This is a genomic window from Albidovulum denitrificans, assembly GCF_002973535.1.
In the GTDB taxonomy this organism is placed as follows: domain Bacteria; phylum Pseudomonadota; class Alphaproteobacteria; order Rhodobacterales; family Rhodobacteraceae; genus Albidovulum; species Albidovulum denitrificans.
Genome location: NZ_PVEP01000011.1, coordinates 70,944 through 90,905, shown reverse-complemented (window position 1 = coordinate 90,905; position 19,962 = coordinate 70,944). Strand labels below are relative to the sequence as shown.

Here is a 19,962-nt window from a genome sequence, read left to right as displayed (position 1 = left end):
AGAGTCTGGGCGCCGTAGCCGCGAATCCGGGGGGCGCGCTGTCCCGCGCAGGCCCCGGAGATGACCGGCAAAGGCGGCAGCAACGCGAATGGCAGCCGTCCCGCGGCCCAGCCCAGAAAGGATCAAGACGATGGACAAGTTTGCCGACTACCCGACGACCCTGACCGCACCGGGGCGCGACGCGATCGCGATCGTGCCGGACGATCTTGGCGATCTCAGCATGATGCCGCGCGCCCTGTTCGTGGGGCAGGGCGGGAACCTGACGGTCAGGATGGCGGGGGGGCAGGACGTGACCTTCGAAGCCGTGTCGGGCGGAACGATCCTGCCGGTGCGCGTCCGCCGGGTCTATGCGACCGGCACGACGGCCTCGGCCCTCGTCGCGCTCTGGTAGGCGGCCGGATATGGGAGAGACCGCTGAGGACGGCGCGGACCCCCGCGCCGTCCTTGTTTTATGCGCAGCCCTCAGACCGCGTCGCTGCCGCGCTTCCACGCATCGCCATTCGCCGTTGCGGCAGGGCCGGTGATCGTCTTGTAGGGCGCGCCCGCAGGCGGGGCGCCGGTCGCCGTCGCGCTGAGCCAGACGTTGAGGTATTCGACATCCCCGACAAGTTGCAGGCTGCCGTTGTTGCGGCCAAGGAACCCCAGGGCGCGGTTGCTCTGGAACACCCCGTTGCCGGTGGCGGTATAGGGAACCGTCGCCGCCACGACGCCGTCCAGCGTCACGATCAGATGCGCGGCGGCGTGATCGGCGGCGCAGACGATGTCATACCAGACCCCCGCCGCCAGGCCGAGGCTGACAATCTCGCTGCTCAGCATCTTCGCGCCGGCCCCGTCCTCCACCGTCACGCGAAGGTGGCCGGTATTCATGATCTCCACGTCAAAGCCGGTAGAGGCCTGTGAGAACAGGATCTGCGTTGCCCCGCTGGGCAGCGCGGGCAGGCGGAAGCGGGCGGCGAAGGTGATCCCGGTCACCCCCGCAGGCACGTTCTGCGTGTCGAGGTAATAGGGGCCGGTCGCCGAGGTGGTGAAACTGGCCGAGCCTGCGGGCAGCGTATTGGCCAGAACGCCCGCGTCCGGCAGGCTGCTGACCGGGATGCCCGCAAGCCCCGCGACGCCCAGATCGACGATCGGCAGGTTCTTCCACACGCCGATGGACAGATCCTCGGGGAATTTCAGCGCGCCGGTCGCGCCGCCGTCGCCATAGGTCAGAAGGTCGGCATGGGTGAAAGGCCCGCTTTCGGGGAAGATGCGCACCCGCCCGGCGGCGATCTGGGTGTTGCCCGCGGGCTGGCCGTTGATCTGAAAGCCCATCACCTCGGTCCAGTGCGGATAGGTGGTGTCCAGCGGCGCCTCGGCGCGGGCAAGGCGCGTGGTCGTGACCGGCCCGGCCGAACACCAGACCTCTACCCAGGCGCCGGTCTGCTCCCACAGGCAGTTGTCGAAGACCGGGACCGGCCAGCCGACCAGCCCCGCCGCCTGAAGGACCGACGCCGCCGTCAGGCGCCCGAACGCCTGCCGCCCGTCCGCCGTCAGCCCCGAGGGGTGGGCAAGGTCGGTCCAGCCGCCCGCGCCGTCGTCATAGCCGTTCACATAGCTTAGCGGCTCAAGCCCCAGCGGCAGGAACATGGTCGCGTCGGGCAGCGACAGCATCGCCCGCCAGCTTGTCCGCGCGGCCTGCTTGTTCACCATGTTCGCCTGCACCGCGCCGCCCAGAAGATGCGTCGCATCCGCCATGTCGGCGGTGATGTCGAAGCGGTGCGGGCCATAGGCGATCCAGCGGGTATGGGCGTAGTCGTAAAGCTCTCCGAACCAGTGATCGGCGTGATAGCTTGATCCGCCGCCATAGGTGATGTCGGTCGGGAAGCTCAGCGCCGCGCCCGCGGCCGTCTTGCCGGAGAACAGCGGGAACATCGCCTCGCCGTAATTCGCGCCAAGATTGCCCGGCGCCGCGAACCACGACATCGCCGCGATACCGACCTGCTGGCCATCGGCGGTGGCGAAATCATGCAGCGCGCGGTCATCGGCCCAGTTGCGGGTCGTGTCGGCGTCATTGACCAGGGCGCGCGGGTCGGTGCCGGACACGGTCTGGAACACCACCGCGAATTTCTCGCCCGGTCGGCTGGCGATCAGCGTATCGGCCAGCGCCGCGACCGCCGCGGTCATCGGGGCGGCCTGGGTCACGAAATGCAGCGCGGGCGTGCCGGCCGCGCCGTGAAGGATCTGCACCGCCTCGTCATCGGTGATCGCGGGCGGCGTCGTGACGTCCTGAAAGGTGGAAAGCAGGCGTTCCGGCTCCGACTGGCCCCAGATGGCGATGACATGGCCGACGCCGAAGCGCGTCGCGGTCTGGGCGCTGACGGGGGGGGAGGTCTTCAGCCGCACCTGCACCCGGTACCACGACGCGCTGCGCGGCGCGGAGATCGTCGCGACCCAGTCGCCATTGGCATCGGTCGTCGCAACATCGGCCCAGGCGGTGGACGTCGCGCCCCCGTCATCGGTCGAAAAGGCCCGCGCCTGAATGACCTCCGCCGCCGTGCCGGTGCCATGGATCGCGATGTCCGCGCTGTTCTGGCCAAGCGCCGCGCCGCTGTCGAACAGGGTCCGGTCGCGGGAGAAGTTGGCGATGGAAACCGTGCCGGTTGCGACCGGCGGGGTTCCGCGCCCCTCGCGCCGCAGGACCGAAAGCGATGAAAGCGAGATCATGTCATGTCCCCTCTTGCGGGACTTGCGCCGCAACAGGGACCGGCCGGGCCGGGAAAACATCGGCGCTCGTCCGGTGAATGGCGCCGGGCCGCCCCGGACACCATCGCTCGCAGGCTGGATGGGGAAGGGCGATCCCGGCAGATTGCCCCCGACCTCATAGCATCGGGCAGGCGGGCGTTGCGCCTGCGGGCGCTGCGGCGCGCGGCGCGCTTCCCTTTCAGCAATCCCTGCCGTAGGCGGCGCCAAGGAAGGTGGCCAGCGCCGGAGCGACGACGCGCGCGGCGGCCGCGTCCGCCGGATGCAGCCCGTCGGTCAGGTCACCCGGTCGCGGGTCCGCCCGCCACCGCGCGGTGCCGTCGAAGAAGGCCGCGCCCGCGTCTTCGGCGACCGACCGGGCCGCGGCGAAATACTCCCCCAGAAAGGGCCGTTTCGCCCCTCTGAGGCCCGAGACCGGACTGGTCGAGGCGACGACGATCAGCGCCTCGGGCTGTCCGTCCCGCACCCCGGCGATGATCGCGCGAAGGTTGCCGCGCGAACGCTCAAGCGCGACGCCGTCCAGCATATCCGCATCGTTGATCGCGAATTCGATCAGGACCAGATCGGGCGAAAGCGCCACGATCCCTGGCACCTGCGCAAGGCCCCAGTCCGAGTTTGCCCCGGCCTTCGCCACACGGTCCACCACCACCGGGACGCCAAGGCAGCGCCCCAGCCGCGCGCCCAGATCGTCGGGCCAGGACCCCCGGCTGGTCAGGCTTGTCCCCGCCGCCACAAGGTGCAGCGTGGCGGGGATATCGCGCCCGGTCGCGGACGGAACGTCGCCCAGATCGCCCGGCACCTTTCCGGGCCTCACGAACAGCGCCACGGCAAGAAGGACCAGAACCGCGCCCGCCACCGCTGTGGCCGCGCGCCGCATCCTCAGGCCAGACCCTGCTCGGCCAGCGCACTTTCCCGCGCATCGGCGTCCGTGAACCGCCCATAGGGGCCGACCTCGATGTCCGAGCGGATGACCCTGGCCGGGTTCCCCGCGACGATGGAGCGGGGCGGGACCGATTTCGTCACCACCGACCCGGCCCCGACGACGCAATTGTCCCCGATCTCCACCCCCGGCAGGATCATGCTCCGCCCGCCGATAAAGCAGTTCTCGCCGATCCGCGTGTGCAGGTAGAGACCGCGCGTCCGGTCATGGGTCAGAATCCGCGCCTCGAACGCGATATAGGACTGCGCGCCGACATGAACGCCGATGGGAAAGGTCCGGTCAAGCTTCGCCGAAAGCGAGAACTGCGCCGTCGGATGGATATCCATCCCCCAAAGCCGCGTCAGATAGGCCCGCTTGAGATCGACAAGCACGTTGCGGAGCGCGGAAAGCCGGTTGAGACCGCGTTTCTTCGCTTTCTTGTGGGGCGGGGGGGCGGCTTGTTCGGTCATGGCTTCGATCCTTCGGCCATCAGGCCCTGCCCGCGCGTCCGTGCCTCAAGCTTGCGGCCAAAGGCCATCAACGGCGCCTCGAACCAGGTGAAGGAGACATAGGCCGCAGCGAAGGTCCCCGCCATGCAGAGCAGCCCCATGATCCAGAACGGCGGCAGGCCCAGGCCCAGCCGGTCCGCGACCATGAACAGCGCGTAAAGCACGAAGAAGTGGAAGAGATAGATGAAGTAGGAATAAAGCCCGACCTGCGCCGCCCAGTCGAAGACACGCCCCCGCAGCCCCCGCAGGATCGTCTCGCAGGCCGCGATCGTCATGCAGGTCGCCATCGTCACGGTAGTGAACAGTGCGGCCGAAGCGACCGGGCCCTGCCCGTGGCCGATCAGCGCCGAAACACCCAAAAGCGCCGCGAGGATCGCCCAGAGATGCGGAACCCGCCGGATCAGCAACGCGACCAGCCCGCCCGTCGCGATACTGTCGAGCCGGGCGAGCGGGAAGTAATAGATGTTCTCGTACCCTTGCGCGTAAAGCCAGATGCGCAGCACGAAGGGGGCAATGGCGAAAAAGACCAGGATCGCCGGAAAGGACCTGCGCAAAAGCCAGGCAGACAGGCCGAAGAGGACATAGGCGAATTCCTCGACCGACAGCGACCATGTGATCGTGTAGGGAACGCTGTCAGGCCCGGTGAAAAAGGCGAACCAGCCGGTCAGGAAGAGATAGGTCGCCCAGATCCGTTCCAGAGCATCCTCTTCGTAATGCGTCACCTTGGAAGCGATGAAGAAGATCGTCACCGCGACGACATAAAGCGGGATGATCCGAAACACCCGGCGCAGGAAGAAGGCGCGGATGGACCCCTTTTCGGTATGCGACAGAAGGAAGCGCGTGATCAGGAAGCCGCTTAGCGGATAGAAGATGTCGACCCCCAGGAAGCCGTAGCGCAGGAACTGCTGCGCGACGATGTCAAGGTCCGTGGCCGGATAGCGGGTGGCGACATGGAACAGGACGACCATCGTCACGGCGACGGCCCGGATCGTGTCGAGAAGGTTCGACCGATTGGCGAAAAAGGATGGCGTCATACTCGTCCTGTCCGGTTACGGGTGGCTGGCGCTGCCGGGCGGGCGGGCACACCGGTCCGGGTGACCTCCGGGGCGAAGCGGGTGAAGCTCATCCCGCCTCTGGTCTTCTCCTCAACGATGTCTTCGCCCTCGGCATCGCGATCGGTGGCGGTCAGCATGAAGACACCGGCCCCGATCATGAACATCATCAGCGAGGCGACCTCGCTCCAGACATAGACGGTGGCGAGTGTCAGCATCAGGCTGACCATGGTGATGCCCCAGCCAAGCCGCGCATTGGCAAGCGGCCCGCCCTTCTTGAACGGCCGCTTCCCGATCCCGACAAGGGCCGTGACCATCGCCAGGAAAAGGAACAGGAACGCCGGGACGCCGAAGACCAGCGCCAGCCCGAGCCAGAAGTTGTCCAGGCTTCCCGTCATCCAGGACGGCAGGTCCCATTGCCGGAAGCCGATCCCGAGGATCGGCGTTCGCCAGACCTGCGCCATGCCATAGTCGAAAAGGATGAAGCGGACGTTTGCGGTCGAACTGTTGAAGGTCAACCGTGACGTCACCGCGACGATGGCGGGCCGGTTCGAGGCGAGTTCAATGATCAGGTAGGCGATGCCGAACACAAGGCCCAGCCGCAGCCAGATCTTTTCGAGGTTCCGGGCGATATAGGCATAGAAGGCCAGCGCGATCTGCACCATCAGGGACAGGAACGGGCCGCTCGACACCGAAAAGAAGCAGCATGCGATGATGATCGCGCCGCCGGTCCAACGCCAGAAGCCGGAAATCACGCCGCGCAGGGAGATGAACCAGATCGACAGCACCAGCGACACGAATAGTCCGTAGTGGATCGGGTGCGAAAACACGAACTGGACCCGGTCAAGGCCCATGCGACGGATGTAGTTGACATCCTTCACACTCGTCACGCCGGGGATCATTTCGAACAGTTTGGGCAAGACGAACTGGGTCGTCACGGTTTCGTATATGGCGAAGGGGAATGAGAAGAGGACGAAGAGGCCGAGCAGCTTCGCGACGTATTGAAAATCCTCGACCGTGCGCACCATCGCGCGGGCCGCCATGTAACCACCCAGAAAGATGATCGAGTTCGACCCCGCGTATTGAAGCGCGACATTGGGGTTGTGATAGAAGGGAACGAAGGTTCGCCAGAACATATAGGCAAGGATCAGCCAGTCTACATAGGTTATCTTGCCGAAACGCCCGGACAGAAGCCCGATCAGCTGGATCGGCATCAGGACCATGAACAGCGCCCGCGAGGGCGTCATCGTCAGCGAACCGATCGTAAAGGTGATCGGCAGCATCAACGTCAAAAGCGATAAAGTCACAAGGAAGCGGCCGCCCGACTGTGGCGCGGCTGTCCGCCCGGCGCGGAAATCGCGCCCGGAAAGGTTGGCGGTCATTTCGCCCAAGGCGACAGGTCCTTCTTTGCCAGCGGGGCCATGACTAAATCAGCGCAAGGGTGAAGTCCATAAGGCCGCCGCGCCCTGATACGGCGCCGAATATAGCCTGGGGAAATTGGTAACAATATGGCCGTTTTCAGCCGATCGTCGGCGCTCGGGAACCGGGTGGTCAGGGACGGGGCGGGCATCTTGCCTTGTCACGGGGCCGTGTCTAAGGCTTGATGATGTTTCCCATGCCCTTGCCCTTTCACAGTACCGCCCCATGGACCTTTCTCCAGTTCCCGCCCCGGTGACGGAGTGGCCGCGCCGCGCCCCCATGCGGGCGTTGCGGGCGCTTCTGACCATTCCGGTCGAAGCCTCGGGCGTCAGTCAGACCTGCGTTGCGATGTTGCGTGCGGCGGCAAGGTCCGGGCGTCCGGTTTCGCTCCATGCGCCGCTCGTGCGTTGGGACGGTCTGCGCGGGGTGAATGTGACCGTCGCCCTGCCAAGGGTCTTTCGCGGTCTGCCCTACCGGCTTCTGCGCACCTATGCCGACACCCCGCTTCAGGCGCGGTTCATCGCCGCCCTGGCAGAGGGCGAGGTCGCCTATCTCTGGCCCGACACGCCGCTTGAGACCTATGAAAAGGTCGCCAGACGGGGCAATCCCATCGTGATCGAGGCGGTCAACACCCGCATGGCGGTCGCGAAAGAGGTTCTGGACGCGGCCTATGATGCGCTGGGTTCACCGCCGCTGCATGGCATCACGGCCGAACGGATCGCGGTTCAGGCGGAACGGACCGCGATGTGTTCCGCCGTCTTCGCCCCCAGCGCGATCGTCGAGGCCTCCTATGCCGGAACGCCCGCCGCCGGGCGGCTGATCGCGGCGGGATACGGCACCTGGGTGCCAGAAACGCTGCCCGAACGTCCGCCGGTCGATGGCAGGCCGGTGCGCTTCCTCTTTGTCGGGCGCGACGGGGTGCGCAAGGGGCTGCATCACCTGCTTGAGGTCTGGCGCAACGTGCCGGAGGGGGCGGAACTGCGGATCGTCGGCGAAATCCCGCCCCTCCTGCAAGAGCTTTACGGCGATGTGCTGAACCAGCCCTCGGTCTCTGCCGCAGGCTTTACCGAAGGGATGGCGGCCGAATACGCCGCCGCCGATGTCGCGGTCCTGCCCTCGCTGGAAGAGGGCGACCCGATCGCCACTTATGAGGCCGCGGCCCATGGCCTGCCCGTCATCGCCACCGTCGCCGGGGCCGGACGGTTCGGCGCCGAAACCGGGCTGGTCGACATGGTCGTGCCAGGCGATGTCGCCGCGATCCGCGATGCCGTCGCGCGCTACACGGCCGATGCAGAGCTGCGCCGCCATCAGGGCGCCCGGCTCAGGGCCGCGTCCTTCGCCTATGACTGGTCGCTTGCCGGCCCGGCCCGCTTCGCGAAACTCGACGCCTTCCTCGCGCGCTGAGAGGGCGCGCTTTCCGCGCCGAGATGGCTTTCGCCCCGCGCGCGGGCCAGGTCGGACTGGCGCTGGCGTTCGCGGAACCGCTGCCGGTCGGCGTCGCTATAGTCCCCCATGCAGGCGGCGCAGGACACGCCTTCTTCATAGTCCGGGTGCTGCCGGTCTGCCTCTGACACCGGGCGGCGGCAGGCGTGGCACATGCCATACGGCCCCTGCCGCAAGGCATGGCCGACGCTGACCCGCTGATCGAAGACGAAGCATTGCCCCTGCCACAGGCTGTCGCCCTCAGCCACCTCTTCAAGGTATTTCAGGATGCCGCCTTGCAGGTGAAAGACCTCTGGCACGCCCTCCTGCAAGAGGAAGTTCGTCGATTTCTCACACCGGATGCCGCCGGTGCAGAACATCGCCACGCGCTTGTTTCCGAACCGCCCCGCATTCGCGCGCCACCAGGCGGGAAACTCGCGAAAGCTGCGGGTGCCGGGATCGACCGCGCCCTCGAACGTGCCGATGGCGACCTCGTAATCGTTGCGGGTGTCGATCACGACGACATCAGGGGCGGAGATCAGGGCGTTCCAGTCGCCCGGCGCGACGTAATGCCCGGTCCCGGCGCGTGGATCGACATCGGGTTCGCCCATCGTCACGATCTCACGCTTCAGGCGCACCTTCATGCGGCCGAAGGGCATGTCCGCGGCGGTGCTTTCCTTCCAGTCGAGATCGCCGCAGCCGGGCAGGGCGCGGATATGGGCAAGCGCGGTGTCGATCCCGGCGCGCGTCCCCGCGATGGTGCCGTTGATCCCCTCCCGCGCGAGCAACAGCGTCCCCCGAACCCCCACGGCCTCGCAAGCCGCCAGAAGCGGTGGTCGCAGCGCGGCGGGATCGTCGAAGGGGGTGAACTTGTAAAAGGCTGCCACGGTGAACATCGGCCCCCAATAGACCCCGGCCCTTCCGCGCACAAGCGCGGTCAGGAATTCCCGGCCCCTTGTCCGTCGCAAGGCGTGGTAGAGTGCCGCCATACGATTGCGCCCCAAGGTTCATTTTTCCAACCCATCGAAGGATTTTCGCGATGCCGACCCACAAGGTCTTGCCGGGCATTGACGCCCTTGGCTGCGGGTTCAACCCGTTCGAAAACACCAATGACAATTACAAGCCCCGTCTCATCACGCTCGACTATACCGGGGACGACCGGCCCTATTCCGATGCCTGGTCGGCGGGGACCTATACCGCGCCGGGCAACCGGGACTATTCGGTGCCGAAGGGGATCGTGATCGACCCTACCGGCAGCGCGGGGCTGCTGGAAAAGGACGTCTCCGAAAGCCAGAGCGAGGTGGAGGAGAAGCTGGCCGCCAAGGCCTCGGTCTCGGGCGGCTTCGGGCTTTTTCGGGCCTCCTTCGCGGCCAGCTACGATGTCGATCAGAAGCAGGTGAACGCCAGCAGCTACGCCTCGACCCGGATGTCGCAGAAGATGTGGGGCCTGTCCCTTGCGCAGAATCTGATCGACACCCGGCCCGAGCTTGACAAGGGGTTTCGCGCGGCGATGTCCGGCCTGCCGAAGGGCTGCACCTCGGCCCCGGACCGCCGGGCCTGGGACAGGTTCTTCGGCAATTTCGGAACCCATTATATCCGCGGCTGCGCGGTGGGCGGGTTTTCCGAACTTTTCGTCTCTGTCACCCGGTCCGAGACGATGACCCAGTCGAAGATCGCGGCGCAGCTCGAGCTTCAGTATGGGTCCTATTTCAAGGGCGGCGGCTCGGCCGAGCGGGACAAGATGGACAAGGACTATCGGGAGGCCTCGCGCGCCAGGACGCGGCTTTACGGCGGGGATGCGGGCATGGTGGCGCTGATGGAGACCGACCCCGGCGCCTATGCGCACTGGGTCGCGACCATCGCCGACAACCCCGCCACCCGCGATTTCGGCCTCAAAGAGATCTGGACATTGATCGAGGACAGCACGCTTCAGGCCGCCGCGAAGGCCGCCTTCGCCGATTACTGCTACCGCAACAGCGACTATTCGGTGCGGATGAACGGGGCCGGGTCCTTTGTCGACATCACCGGGCAAAGCGGCCTCTCGCATCTGGGCGACGCCACGTTCGAGGCCTGGGTTCACCCTGTCGGCACCGGCACCGCCACCAATGGCGGCATCCTCTTCAACAAGGACCAGAGCTTTGAGATTGCCCGCTACCCGAATGGCGAGATCAAGTTTGCCTTCGGCATCGAGGGCGTGAAGGGCTGGGTCTGGACCGCGACCGGGCGGTCGATCCCGGCGAACCAGTGGAGCCACGTGGCCGTGTCACGCAGCGCCAAGACCGGCGCGGTGAAGGTCTTCATCAACGGCCAGCCGCTGTTTTCCCAGACCGGCAAGGCGGGCGCGCTGGCCGACCCCGGATTCAAGCTTCAGCTTGGCGGACGCCCGACGATTGCCCAGTTCTTCGACGGCTATCTGCAAGAGGCCCGCGTCTGGGCCAGGGCGCTGGACGGAGCAGAGGTGCAGGGCGCGATGTATAACCGCCTTGAAGGGAACGAACCCGGTCTTGTCGGTCTCTGGACGTTGAACGACGCGACGGGCGACGATGCCGCCGACCGCGGCAGCGGGCGCAACCCCGGCAAGCTGCGCAATGGCGCCAGCTGGGCCGTGCCGCCCGTCGCCTCGCCGGTGACGCTGCATGTCCATAGCGGCGGGCTGGAAACCGCCGCCATCCGGGCCGCATTGGCCGCCGGGACGCCCGGCGACCATTGACGCGGGCCTGCGGGCTTTCTACCCATGAGGGGGAGTGAGGGAGCGCGCGCATGTCCAAAGCCTTGATCGTGATCGACATCCAGAACGACTTCTGCCCCGGCGGCGCGCTGGCCGTTGCCGGGGGCGATGCGATCATTCCGCGCGTCAACGCGCTGATGGACGACTTTCCCGTCCGCGTCCTGACGCAGGACTGGCACCCGGCCGATCATTCCTCCTTCGCCGCCAACCATCCCGGCGCCGCGCCCTTTGGCCTGATCGACATGCCCTATGGCCCACAGGTCCTCTGGCCCGTCCATTGTGTGCAAGGCACGGACGGGGCGGCCTTCCACGCCGCGCTGAAAACCGACCCGGCCGACCTTGTCATCCGCAAGGGCTTCCGCGCTGCGATCGACAGCTATTCGGCGTTTTTCGAGAATGACCACGAAACCCCCACCGGGCTTGAAGGCTATCTGCGCACGCGCGGCGTGACCGACCTGACGCTGGTTGGCCTCGCCACCGATTTCTGCGTCGCCTATTCGGCCATCGACGCGGCGAAGCTCGGCTTTACCGTCACCGTTCTGGAGGGCGCCTGCCGCGCCATCGACCTTGACGGCTCGCTCGACAAGGCGCGGGCCGACATGCGCGCCGCCGGCGTCCGGCTGGAGGCCTGACATGTCCGACATCGCCACCCGCGTCTATAACCACAACTTCAAGATCGACCCGATCGTCCGGTCGCTGATCGACACCGATTTCTACAAGCTTCTGATGTGCCAGTCGGTGCATCGCAACCGCCCCGACACCAATGTCGTCTTCTCCCTCATCAACCGGACGAAAAGCATCCCGCTGGCCCGGCTGATCGACGAAGGCGAGTTGCGCGAACAGCTTGACCATGCCCGCTCGCGCACCCTGACGCGGGGCGAAAGCACATGGCTGCGCGGCAACACCTTCTACGGCAAGCGCCAGATGTTCAGCCCCACCTTCATGGAGTGGTTCGAGAACCTGCGCCTGCCGCCCTATGAACTTGAACGCAAGGGCGACCAGTACGAACTGACCTTCGAGGGCAAGTGGCCCGAGGTCATGTTGTGGGAAATCCCCGCACTCGCCATCCTGATGGAACTGCGCTCGCGCGCCGTCCTCGCCACGATGGGCAAGTTCGAGCTTCAGGTCCTCTATGCTCGCGCCATGACCCGCCTTTGGGAGAAGATCGAGAGGTTACGCAGGATCGACGGGCTGAAGATCGCCGATTTCGGCACCCGTCGCCGTCATTCCTTCCTTTGGCAGGATTGGTGCGTGCAGGCGATGATCGAGGGGCTGGGGGATGCCTTCATCGGCACCTCCAACTGCCGCATCGCCATGCGCCGCGACATCGAGGCCATCGGCACCAACGCGCATGAACTGCCGATGGTCTATTCCGCGCTGGCCGATACCGATGCCGACCTGCGTCAGGCACCCTACCGCGTCCTCGCCGACTGGCATGAGGAACATGAGGGCAACCTGCGCATCATCCTGCCTGACACCTACGGCACCGAGGGCTTTCTGAAGAACGCCCCGGACTGGCTGGCGGGCTGGACCGGCATCCGCATCGATTCAGGCGATCCCGCCACCGGGGCCGAAACCGCGATCCGCTGGTGGAAGGAGAGGGGGGAGGACCCGACAAGGAAGCTCATCATCTTCTCCGACGGGCTCGACGTCGAGAAGATTGAGGAGCTGCACGCCAAGTTCGCCGGGCGGGTCAAGGTCTCCTTCGGCTGGGGGACACTTCTGACCAACGATTTCCGCGGCCTGGTCCCGAACGACGCGCTCGCCCCCTTCAGCCTCGTCTGCAAGGCGGTCAGCGCGGATGGGCGACCGACGGTGAAGCTCTCGGACAACCCCAACAAGGCGATGGGACCGTCCGATGAGGTCGCGCGCTACAAGCGCGTCTTCGACGTCGGCGCGCAGGAGCGGCTTGAGGTGATCGTCTGAGGCCTGCGCTCAGCCTTCGCCGCCGCAGATGATTTCCACCGCCTCTTCGGCGGTATCGACATAGCGGAACAGATCAAGGTCGCGGGCAGAGATCGTGCCCGCATCGGCCAGCGCCTGCCAGTTGATGACGCTTTCCCAGAAGTCGCGGCCGAACAGAAGGAACGGCACCGGCTTCATCCGTCCGGTCTGGATCAGGGTCAGCGATTCGAACATCTCGTCCAGCGTGCCGAAGCCGCCGGGGAAGATGCAGATCGCCCGCGCGCGCATCAGGAAATGCATCTTGCGCACCGCGAAATAGTGGAAGTTGAAGCACAGATCCGGCGTCACATAGGGGTTCGGGGCCTGTTCGTGCGGCAGCACGATGTTCAGCCCGATGGACTGGCCACCGACATCGTCCGCGCCGCGATTGCCCGCCTCCATGATACCCGGCCCGCCGCCGGTCACGACGACGAATTCGCGGCCGTATTCGGCAAGGCTTTTCTCTGTCACTAACTGCGCCAGTTTGCGCGCCTCGGCATACCACGGCGCCATGCCGCGCAGGCCCTTGGGCTTGCCCTCGGACGCCCCTTCCGGGTCGGGGATGCGGGCGCTGCCCATGATGACCACGGTGGATTCCACCCCGCGTTCATCCATGATCATCTGCGGCTTCAGCAGTTCCAGTTGCAACCGGACCGGGCGAAGCTCCTCCCGGCACATGAATTCGGCATCGGTGAAGGCAAGGCGATAGGCCGGCGCGCGCGTCTGGGGCGTGTCGGGAATGCGGTCGGCCGCCTCGACATCCTGATGGCTGTGGCGGAACGGGTGGCGGCGGCTGTCGTCGTTCATCGGTATCCCTTGCGCGGTCTGGTCCCCTTTGATGTCAGGGATCGCCGTGATTGTCCAACCGCTACCGGAAAGCCGGTCCGTGCGCCCATATCGTCAGCGACCAGCGCTCCCCCGCCGTGACAGGCGTCACACGGTGCAGGACGAAGCTGGGGAAGACGGTCGCGGCGCCGCGTGCCTTCTGCGCCTCGCGCGCGAAACCGTCGGGCCAAAGCTCAAGCGTGCCGCCCTGATAGCCGCCCGGTTCGGACAACTGCACCACCATGGTCAGCTTGCGCCGCGCGGCCACCGCGCCCGCGCCGATATCGGAATGCCAGTCGAAATGCCCCTCACGCTCGGCCCCGTAGCGGGCGACCTGTGCGCTTTCGGCGAACTCTGTCAGGGCAAAGTCGAACCCTTCGCGGTTGGCGCGGGCGACAAGGGCGATGATCCGCTCCATCACCCAGTCTGCGCCCGCGCGGTCGTCCAGCCAGGCAAGCTCCGCCCGGCGGATATTGTGATCGGCGGTGTTGCGCACCAGCCCGGCTTCGTCCAGCGGTTCGCTTTGCGCAAGGGCAATGATGCGGTCGCATTCGGCCGGGGTGAAGGCCTCGGGCAGGGTCAGGGGGGTGAACATGGGGGGCGCGGGCGGACCGGGGCAATGGCCCGGCGGGATGCGGGGCCTGATGCCCCGCCATCTGCGCCGGAACGGCCCGGTAGTCTGCGCCGCCCGCGACACAGCTGTCGCAATCCGGCCGGGGAACGGCGGGTGCCGCCCCCGGCCCGGCGCGGGTTACTTCGTCATGTCGACGGGAACCTCGACGGTGACGTCACCGGCCTTCTCGAAGGTCAGCGTCAGGCTGAAGCTTTGGCCGTTTTCGGGCTTTTCCTTCAGCCCCATGAACATCACATGGTCGCCGCCCCGTTGCAGGGAATGTTCGCCATGGGCGGGGATCGCAAAGCCTTCCGGCACATGGATCATCTGCATCATGCCGCTGGCATCGGCCTTGTGGGTGTGAAGCTCCACCTTGGCGGCGATGTCGGACTTGGCGTCGATCAACTGGTCATCCGCGTCGCCCGCGTTTTCGATCACCATGAAGGCCGCCCCGGCCATGGAACCGGGCATGAAGCGCGCATAGGCGTCCTTGACGGTGATGGTGTCCTGCGCGAAGGCGGGCAGGGCGACGGTCATGGCCAGCGCCGCAAGGGCGAATTTCAGAGGTTTCATCTGCGTTTTCCTTGGTTCGGTTGTCTGAATGTCGATAGGCGTTCAGAGCCGGACCGGAGGGGCGCGGGCATTCGGGCGGGTGTGGCGGTCGGCGCGCAGCGTGGCCTTTTGCGCCGGGTGCAGCGTTTCCGAAAGGACGCCTGCGGGCGCCATGACCTGCGGTGGAACGCTGTCGATCGCCGCCAGAACGCTATAGGCAAGGTCGGGGCACAGATGCGACTTGCCGGTGGGCTGGCCGTTTTCGTCCAGCGTGATCTGGATAAGACCACCGCCGGAGCAAAGGACCAGAACACGGCCCTCGACCGTGGTCTGCCCCCGCGCCGCGGCCGCGCCATAGCCCATGACCGTCATCGCGACGGTCAGGATCAGGGCGACAAGGCTTTGCAGCGGGCGGGTCCTCATGGTGGGGAGTTTAGGCGTCCGGTCCGGGGAAGGGAAGGTGCGGCGATGGTCCGGCCGCGCCGTCCGGCGGAAAGGCGACCAACTGCCGCAGGGATCAGAAATGCGCCTTCGGTTCGTCGGGTTTGCCCGCCGCAAGGGCAAGAAGGCCGCCGACAAGGCAAAAGCCGATGGGGAACATGGTGAAGACGCCAAAGCCGAAGGCGTGATACATCAGCGCCGCCGCGATCAGCATCAGGATGCCGCCCCACAGCGCGCGCGCCTTGGCCATCGCCCCGCCCGCAAGCGCCAGAAGCGGCGCAAGGAAGCTGCTGACCCGGATCAGTTGCGCGTTCTCGACGGGGCCGAAAAGCTGCCCCACCTCGGCATGTTTCGCCACCACCTCGGTATAGCCATAGCCGAAGAACCCGACCACCATCGCGAAAAGCCCGCCGATGATTCCCAGCATCAATGCCGCGTTGCGCATGGTCTTTCGCCTTCCCGTGCCTGCCCCGTGCGGGTGTCCTCCCGCTGGCGCTGACATAGGCATTCCGCGCGGGTCAGATCAAGGGGAAGGGGCCTGAGGGGGCGAAAACGAAAAGCCCCGCCGAAGCGGGGCCTGGTCACAGATCACCCCTTCGGGGGATCAGGCCGCGGCTTGCGCCTTGGCGATGTCTTTCTTGATTTTCAGCGCCTTGGAGGACAGCTCTTCATCCTTCGCCTTGGCGAGGAAGGCGTCAAGGCCACCGCGATGGTCGACCGAACGCAGCGCCGCGGCCGAGATGCGAAGCTTGAACGACTGGCCAAGCGCATCCGAGATCAGCGTCACGTCGTTCAGGTTCGGCAGGAAGCGGCGGCGCGACTTGTTGTTCGCGTGGCTCACGTTGTTGCCCGACATCGGGCCCTTTCCGGTCAGTTCGCAGACGCGAGACATGGGCTTTTCCTTATTCTCTGGGCTATCGGAGCCCGGCATTCGACAACATCTATGGGCGCCGCCACGGCGGCCCCCCGGAATTTCGTCCGCGGGCTTTACGCCCCAACCCGGCCAAGGTCAAGTGATTCATCGCGCGGAACGGGCGGGAAGGCGATGGCAAAGGCGCGTTGTCCGTCCGCCGTGAAGGCGACCACGCGCGACCCTTTTTTCCGGTGCGCCCAGCCCTTCGCCTCGATGGCGGCAAGGAAGGCGCGCCCGGCGCGGCCGCCAAGGTGGCTTTGCCGCATCGACCAGTCGAGGCATTCGCGGCAATGGGGTGGCCGGCCACCCGAAATCGCCTGTTCCGCGATGCCGAAACCATGGGCAAAATCGCGGCCCTGTCGGCTTAGCGTCAGGCCGCTCTGCCCGGCGGTCAGGAAGCCGCGCGCCAGAAGGCTTTGGTAAAGCTGCACGCCCATCTCACCGGCCAGGTGGTTGTAGCAGACCCGCGCCCTGCGCAGCGCGGGATCGCGCGGGCCGGGCTGGCGTTTCGGCCCGCCGGTGCCGCCCGCGAACCCCATCAGCGCCTCGATCACGCCCGCCGCGTCCTCCCCCGCCAGCGCGAAATACTTGTGCCGCCCGGATTTGCGCACCGCGATCAGCCCGCCGTCCAGAAGCTGCGCCAGATGGCCCGAGGCGGTGGACAGCGCGACCCCGGCCTCATGCGCCAGTTCCGTCGCCGTCAGGGCCTGCCCCCGCATCAGCGCGATCAGCATCCCGGCGCGGGCCGGATCGCCGATCAGCGCGGCGGTGCGGGCGATATTCGGGCTCTCAGTCATAGTTCGATCTTAACCGAAGCATGGCGGCGGCGCAATTCCGCAGGATCGGGGCCTGACAGAAAGGATCGCCATGCCGCCCGATATGTTCGCCCCCGCACGCTCGCCCTCGCTGAAACGCCGCCTTATTGCACGGCTTCGCCTCTGGCAGGCCCGCCGCCGCAGCCGGATCGCGCTGTCCCGTCTCGACGCGCGGCTTCTGAGGGATTGCGGGCTGAGCGAACGCGACGTCCGGCAGGAGGTCGGGCGGCCCTTCTGGAACGGCTGACCGGCGCCTGTCGTCGCCCCGCGCGGATTGCGCCGGGGCGCGGGGACCAGTATAGGCGCTGCAAACGCCGTCCAGACCCGGAGAGTGATCCCATGTCCAACGCCCAGCTCGAAACCGCCATCGAAGCCGCATGGGAGGTGCGCGACACCATCACGCCCTCGACCGGGGGCGAGGTCCGCGAGGCGATTGAAGACACGCTGAACGCGCTTGACGGCGGCACGCTGCGGGTGGCGGAAAAACAGGCCGACGGCAACTGGCATGTGAATCAGTGGGCCAAGAAGGCGGTCCTGCTGGGCTTTCGCCTGAAGGACATGGAACAGCAGGACGGCGGCCCGCAGGGCGGCCACTGGTTCGACAAGGTCGACAGCAAGTTCAAGGGCTGGGGCGACAACGAATGGAAGGGCGCGGGCTTCCGCGCCGTGCCGAACTGCATCGTCCGCCGCTCGGCCTTCATCGCCAAGGGCGTGGTGCTGATGCCCTCCTTCGTCAACCTCGGCGCCTATGTCGACGAAGGCACGATGGTCGATACCTGGGCCACCGTCGGCTCCTGCGCGCAGATCGGCAAGAACGTCCACCTGTCCGGCGGCGTCGGCATCGGCGGCGTGCTGGAACCGATGCAGGCTGGCCCCACGATCATCGAGGATAACTGCTTTATCGGCGCCCGCTCCGAGGTCGTCGAAGGCTGCATCGTGCGCGAAGGCTCGGTCCTTGGCATGGGGGTCTTCATCGGCAAGTCCACCAAGATCGTCGACCGCGAGACCGGCAATGTCAGCTATGGCGAGGTGCCCGCCGGGTCGGTCGTCGTCGCGGGCTCCATGCCCTCGAAGAACGGCATCAGCCTTTATTGCGCGGTGATCGTGAAGCGCGTCGATGCGCAGACCCGGTCGAAAACCTCGATCAACGAGCTTTTGCGCGACTGACCCGGACCGCGCGGCGGTTCAGTCGAGCCGCCGCGCCTCATCCACCAGCATCACCGGAATGCCGCCCCGGATCGGGAAGGCGAGCTTCGCGGGCTTGGAAATCAATTCCTGCGCCTCGGCGTCATAAGACAGCGGCGCCTGCGTCACCGGGCAGACCAGCGCCTCAAGCATCCGGCGGTCGGCCTTGGTCTCTCCGCTCATTGCATCTGCTCCTCGCCGCCGCCCGCAAGGGCATATTCCATCAGCGTCACCAACGTTTCCCGCCGGGTCTGGAGCGATGGCGCCTCAAGCAGGGCCTGCTTGTCCTCTGGTTCGAACGGGCAGAGCATGGAAAGAGAGTTGATCATCAACTCGTCCTCGGCCTCTTTCAGGCTGTCCCAGTCGGTCGAAAGCTGTTCTTCCATGAAATAGCGCCGCAGCAGGTCAAGGAATCCGTCGCGGTCGAACTCCGGGTCGGTTTCCACCTGACCCCGGTCGCGGGTGAAATCCTCCCACCGGACCTCGCCCGACAGGTAGGGTGCAAAGCCCGAGATTTCCGAGGCAAGCCGAAAGCGGGAAATCCCGGTCAGCGTGATCAGATAGCGCCCGTCCTCGGTTTCCGAAAACGCCGTCACCCGGCCCGCACAGCCGATGGCCGCCAGCGCGTCGGTGCCGTCGGGGCGCGGGCGCGGCTGGATCATCCCGATCAGCCGGTCGGGCGTTTTCAGCGTGTCTTCCAGCATCGCAAGATAGCGCGGCTCGAAGATCTGCAAGGGCAGCTTTGCACGCGGCAGGAGAAGCGCCCCGGGAAGGGGGAACAGGGGCACCTTTCCGGGCAGTTCGCCACGCAATCTCATGTCGCCGATCCTATAGCATTTCGGGTTTACACTGAATCAGAATTTGACCTTATTTCGTTCGAATTCTGATGCTTGCTTTCTCAACGGAAACCCGAAACGCGTTAAGCACTTATCCGCTGTCACGCAAAGATCATCGACGACAGCTTGCGGCGGCCTTTCTGCACGACGGGGTCGTTCGGCTTCAGCGCGTCGAAGATGGTGAACAACTGCGCCTTCGCGGCGCCGTCGTTCCACTCCCGGTCGCGGCGGAAGAGTTCCAGCAGCGCCTCGACCGCGGCCTCGGCCTGACCGTTGGCATAAAGCGCCTGCGCAAGGTCAAAGCGCGCCTGGTGGTCGGCGGGATCGGCATCGACCTTCGCCTGAAGCTCCGCCACCGGCCCGGCATTCGCGGCCTGCCGGGCAAGGGCGAGCTTGGCCCGCGCGGCCTCGATCTCGGGCGCGTGGGCAATCGCCTCGGGGACCGCGTTCAGGAAACCCTCGGCCTGATCGGTATTGCCAAGCGCCAGATGGGCGGCGATCAGCCCGCCAAGGGCGCGGGCGTTCTCCGGCTCCTCGCCCAGAACGGCGGCATAGGTTTCGGCGGCATCGACCGCGGCCCCTTCGGCCAGCATCGCGTCGGCGGCATCCAGCGCCTCGCCCAGCCCGCCGTCACCGGCCAGCGCGCCGACACGCTCGACGAAGGTCTTGATCTCGGACCCCGGCAGCGCGCCCTGGAACCCGTCCACCGGCTTGCCCTGCCAGAAGGCATAGACAGTGGGGATCGACTGGATGCGCAACTGCGCGGCGATGGTCTGGTTTTCGTCCACGTTGACCTTGGCCATGCGGACCTTGCCCTTGGCGGCGGTCACGGCGGCCTCAAGCGCGGGGCCAAGCGTCTTGCAGGGGCCGCACCAGGGCGCCCAGAAATCCACGATGACCGGGACCTCATTGCTGGCGTCGATGACCTCCGCCATGAAGTCCGCCTCACTGACGTCGCGGATCAGATCGCCCGCCGGGGCCTCTACCGTGTTCTGACCGAATTCGAGCATGCGCGCCCCCTCTGTTCCCTCTTGCCCCCTATATGCGCGC

General features: G+C 66.4%; 23 protein-coding genes. 7 read left to right on the top strand and 16 right to left on the bottom strand.

Going from position 1 to position 19,962, the window contains the following annotated elements:
• Window positions 1-130 precede the first annotated feature (130 nt).
• Window positions 131-391 carry a spike base protein, RCAP_Rcc01079 family gene (locus tag LX70_RS18260; protein ID WP_105516275.1) on the top strand — a complete coding sequence of 87 codons (261 nt, stop codon included), beginning with the start codon at window positions 131-133 and terminating at the stop codon, window positions 389-391.
• A 71-nt stretch (window positions 392-462) separates the two neighbouring features.
• On the opposite strand, the gene LX70_RS18255 is transcribed toward LX70_RS18260, so the two are convergent.
• The 5 genes from LX70_RS18255 to LX70_RS18235 all read right to left on the bottom strand — a co-directional run bounded on the left by LX70_RS18255 (window position 463) and on the right by LX70_RS18235 (window position 6,610).
• Window positions 463-2,703 (bottom strand): LamG-like jellyroll fold domain-containing protein, encoded by a 2,241-nt coding sequence (locus tag LX70_RS18255; protein ID WP_105516230.1) that lies wholly within the window; start codon window positions 2,701-2,703, stop codon window positions 463-465.
• 217 nt (window positions 2,704-2,920) lie between these two features.
• Window positions 2,921-3,616, bottom strand: coding sequence for an SGNH/GDSL hydrolase family protein (locus LX70_RS18250; protein WP_105516229.1), 696 nt, complete (start codon window positions 3,614-3,616; stop codon window positions 2,921-2,923).
• 2 nt (window positions 3,617-3,618) lie between these two features.
• The gene (locus LX70_RS21070; protein ID WP_105516228.1) at window positions 3,619-4,128 is read right to left on the bottom strand and encodes an acyltransferase; all 510 of its coding nucleotides are present in this window, start codon (window positions 4,126-4,128) and stop codon (window positions 3,619-3,621) included.
• A complete protein-coding gene (locus tag LX70_RS18240) occupies window positions 4,125-5,201 on the bottom strand; it encodes an acyltransferase family protein (protein ID WP_105516227.1) in 1,077 nt (358 codons plus the stop codon). Before LX70_RS18240 ends, LX70_RS21070 begins: the two co-directional genes overlap by 4 nt.
• On the bottom strand, window positions 5,198-6,610 hold the full coding sequence (locus LX70_RS18235) for an O-antigen ligase family protein (protein WP_105516226.1): 1,413 nt from the start codon (window positions 6,608-6,610) through the stop codon (window positions 5,198-5,200). The genes LX70_RS18240 and LX70_RS18235 overlap by 4 nt, the downstream gene beginning before the upstream one ends.
• A 253-nt stretch (window positions 6,611-6,863) precedes the next feature.
• Between LX70_RS18235 and LX70_RS18230 the strand changes: the two genes are divergently transcribed.
• Window positions 6,864-8,042: a glycosyltransferase family 4 protein gene (locus LX70_RS18230; protein WP_105516225.1), complete on the top strand. Its 1,179-nt coding sequence runs from the start codon at window positions 6,864-6,866 to the stop codon at window positions 8,040-8,042.
• Here LX70_RS18230 and trhO read toward each other — a convergent pair.
• Window positions 7,979-8,956 (bottom strand): oxygen-dependent tRNA uridine(34) hydroxylase TrhO, encoded by a 978-nt coding sequence (gene trhO / locus LX70_RS18225; RefSeq protein ID WP_105516274.1) that lies wholly within the window; start codon window positions 8,954-8,956, stop codon window positions 7,979-7,981. The genes LX70_RS18230 and trhO overlap by 64 nt on opposite strands.
• A gap of 143 nt (window positions 8,957-9,099) precedes the next feature.
• On the opposite strand from trhO, the gene LX70_RS18220 reads away from it, so the two are divergent.
• Genes LX70_RS18220 through pncB form a run of 3 tightly spaced genes read left to right on the top strand, consistent with a single transcriptional unit; the run spans window position 9,100 to window position 12,714 of the window.
• Window positions 9,100-10,770 carry a LamG-like jellyroll fold domain-containing protein gene (locus LX70_RS18220; RefSeq protein WP_105516224.1) on the top strand — a complete coding sequence of 557 codons (1,671 nt, stop codon included), beginning with the start codon at window positions 9,100-9,102 and terminating at the stop codon, window positions 10,768-10,770.
• A 50-nt stretch (window positions 10,771-10,820) separates the two neighbouring features.
• Entirely contained in the window at window positions 10,821-11,420 is a 600-nt protein-coding gene (gene pncA / locus LX70_RS18215) for a bifunctional nicotinamidase/pyrazinamidase (protein WP_105516223.1), read from the top strand.
• Between the two features lies 1 nt (window position 11,421).
• Window positions 11,422-12,714, top strand: a complete 1,293-nt coding sequence (gene pncB, locus LX70_RS18210; protein WP_105516222.1) for a nicotinate phosphoribosyltransferase — start codon at window positions 11,422-11,424, stop codon at window positions 12,712-12,714.
• A 9-nt stretch (window positions 12,715-12,723) separates the two neighbouring features.
• On the opposite strand, the gene LX70_RS18205 is transcribed toward pncB, so the two are convergent.
• The 7 genes from LX70_RS18205 to LX70_RS18175 all read right to left on the bottom strand — a co-directional run bounded on the left by LX70_RS18205 (window position 12,724) and on the right by LX70_RS18175 (window position 16,873).
• Window positions 12,724-13,539 carry an LOG family protein gene (locus LX70_RS18205; RefSeq protein WP_105516221.1) on the bottom strand — a complete coding sequence of 272 codons (816 nt, stop codon included), beginning with the start codon at window positions 13,537-13,539 and terminating at the stop codon, window positions 12,724-12,726.
• Between the two features lie 61 nt (window positions 13,540-13,600).
• Window positions 13,601-14,152, bottom strand: coding sequence for a 2OG-Fe(II) oxygenase (locus LX70_RS18200; protein WP_105516220.1), 552 nt, complete (start codon window positions 14,150-14,152; stop codon window positions 13,601-13,603).
• Between the two features lie 156 nt (window positions 14,153-14,308).
• Complete coding sequence (locus LX70_RS18195; RefSeq protein ID WP_105516219.1) at window positions 14,309-14,743, bottom strand: copper chaperone PCu(A)C; 435 nt, start codon at window positions 14,741-14,743, stop codon at window positions 14,309-14,311.
• 42 nt (window positions 14,744-14,785) lie between these two features.
• A complete protein-coding gene (locus LX70_RS18190) occupies window positions 14,786-15,145 on the bottom strand; it encodes a hypothetical protein (protein ID WP_105516218.1) in 360 nt (119 codons plus the stop codon).
• Window positions 15,146-15,239: 94 nt separating this feature from the next.
• Entirely contained in the window at window positions 15,240-15,608 is a 369-nt protein-coding gene (locus LX70_RS18185; RefSeq protein WP_105516217.1) for a hypothetical protein, read from the bottom strand.
• 159 nt (window positions 15,609-15,767) lie between these two features.
• Entirely contained in the window at window positions 15,768-16,055 is a 288-nt protein-coding gene (gene rpmB, locus LX70_RS18180; RefSeq protein WP_105516216.1) for a 50S ribosomal protein L28, read from the bottom strand.
• A 95-nt stretch (window positions 16,056-16,150) separates the two neighbouring features.
• Window positions 16,151-16,873: an ArsR/SmtB family transcription factor gene (locus tag LX70_RS18175; RefSeq protein ID WP_105516215.1), complete on the bottom strand. Its 723-nt coding sequence runs from the start codon at window positions 16,871-16,873 to the stop codon at window positions 16,151-16,153.
• Between the two features lie 70 nt (window positions 16,874-16,943).
• Here LX70_RS18175 and LX70_RS18170 point away from each other — a divergent pair, with 70 nt between their 5' ends.
• A complete protein-coding gene (locus tag LX70_RS18170; RefSeq protein WP_105516214.1) occupies window positions 16,944-17,138 on the top strand; it encodes a DUF1127 domain-containing protein in 195 nt (64 codons plus the stop codon).
• Window positions 17,139-17,230: 92 nt separating this feature from the next.
• Entirely contained in the window at window positions 17,231-18,058 is an 828-nt protein-coding gene (gene dapD / locus LX70_RS18165) for a 2,3,4,5-tetrahydropyridine-2,6-dicarboxylate N-succinyltransferase (protein WP_105516213.1), read from the top strand.
• Window positions 18,059-18,076: 18 nt separating this feature from the next.
• On the opposite strand, the gene LX70_RS18160 is transcribed toward dapD, so the two are convergent.
• The 3 genes from LX70_RS18160 to trxA form a co-directional block, all read right to left on the bottom strand.
• Window positions 18,077-18,259, bottom strand: a complete 183-nt coding sequence (locus LX70_RS18160; protein WP_105516212.1) for a Trm112 family protein — start codon at window positions 18,257-18,259, stop codon at window positions 18,077-18,079.
• Entirely contained in the window at window positions 18,256-18,894 is a 639-nt protein-coding gene (locus LX70_RS18155) for an LON peptidase substrate-binding domain-containing protein (RefSeq protein WP_105516211.1), read from the bottom strand. Before LX70_RS18155 ends, LX70_RS18160 begins: the two co-directional genes overlap by 4 nt.
• Window positions 18,895-19,013: 119 nt before the next feature.
• A complete protein-coding gene (gene trxA, locus LX70_RS18150) occupies window positions 19,014-19,922 on the bottom strand; it encodes a thioredoxin (protein WP_105516210.1) in 909 nt (302 codons plus the stop codon).
• Window positions 19,923-19,962: the final 40 nt, after the last annotated feature.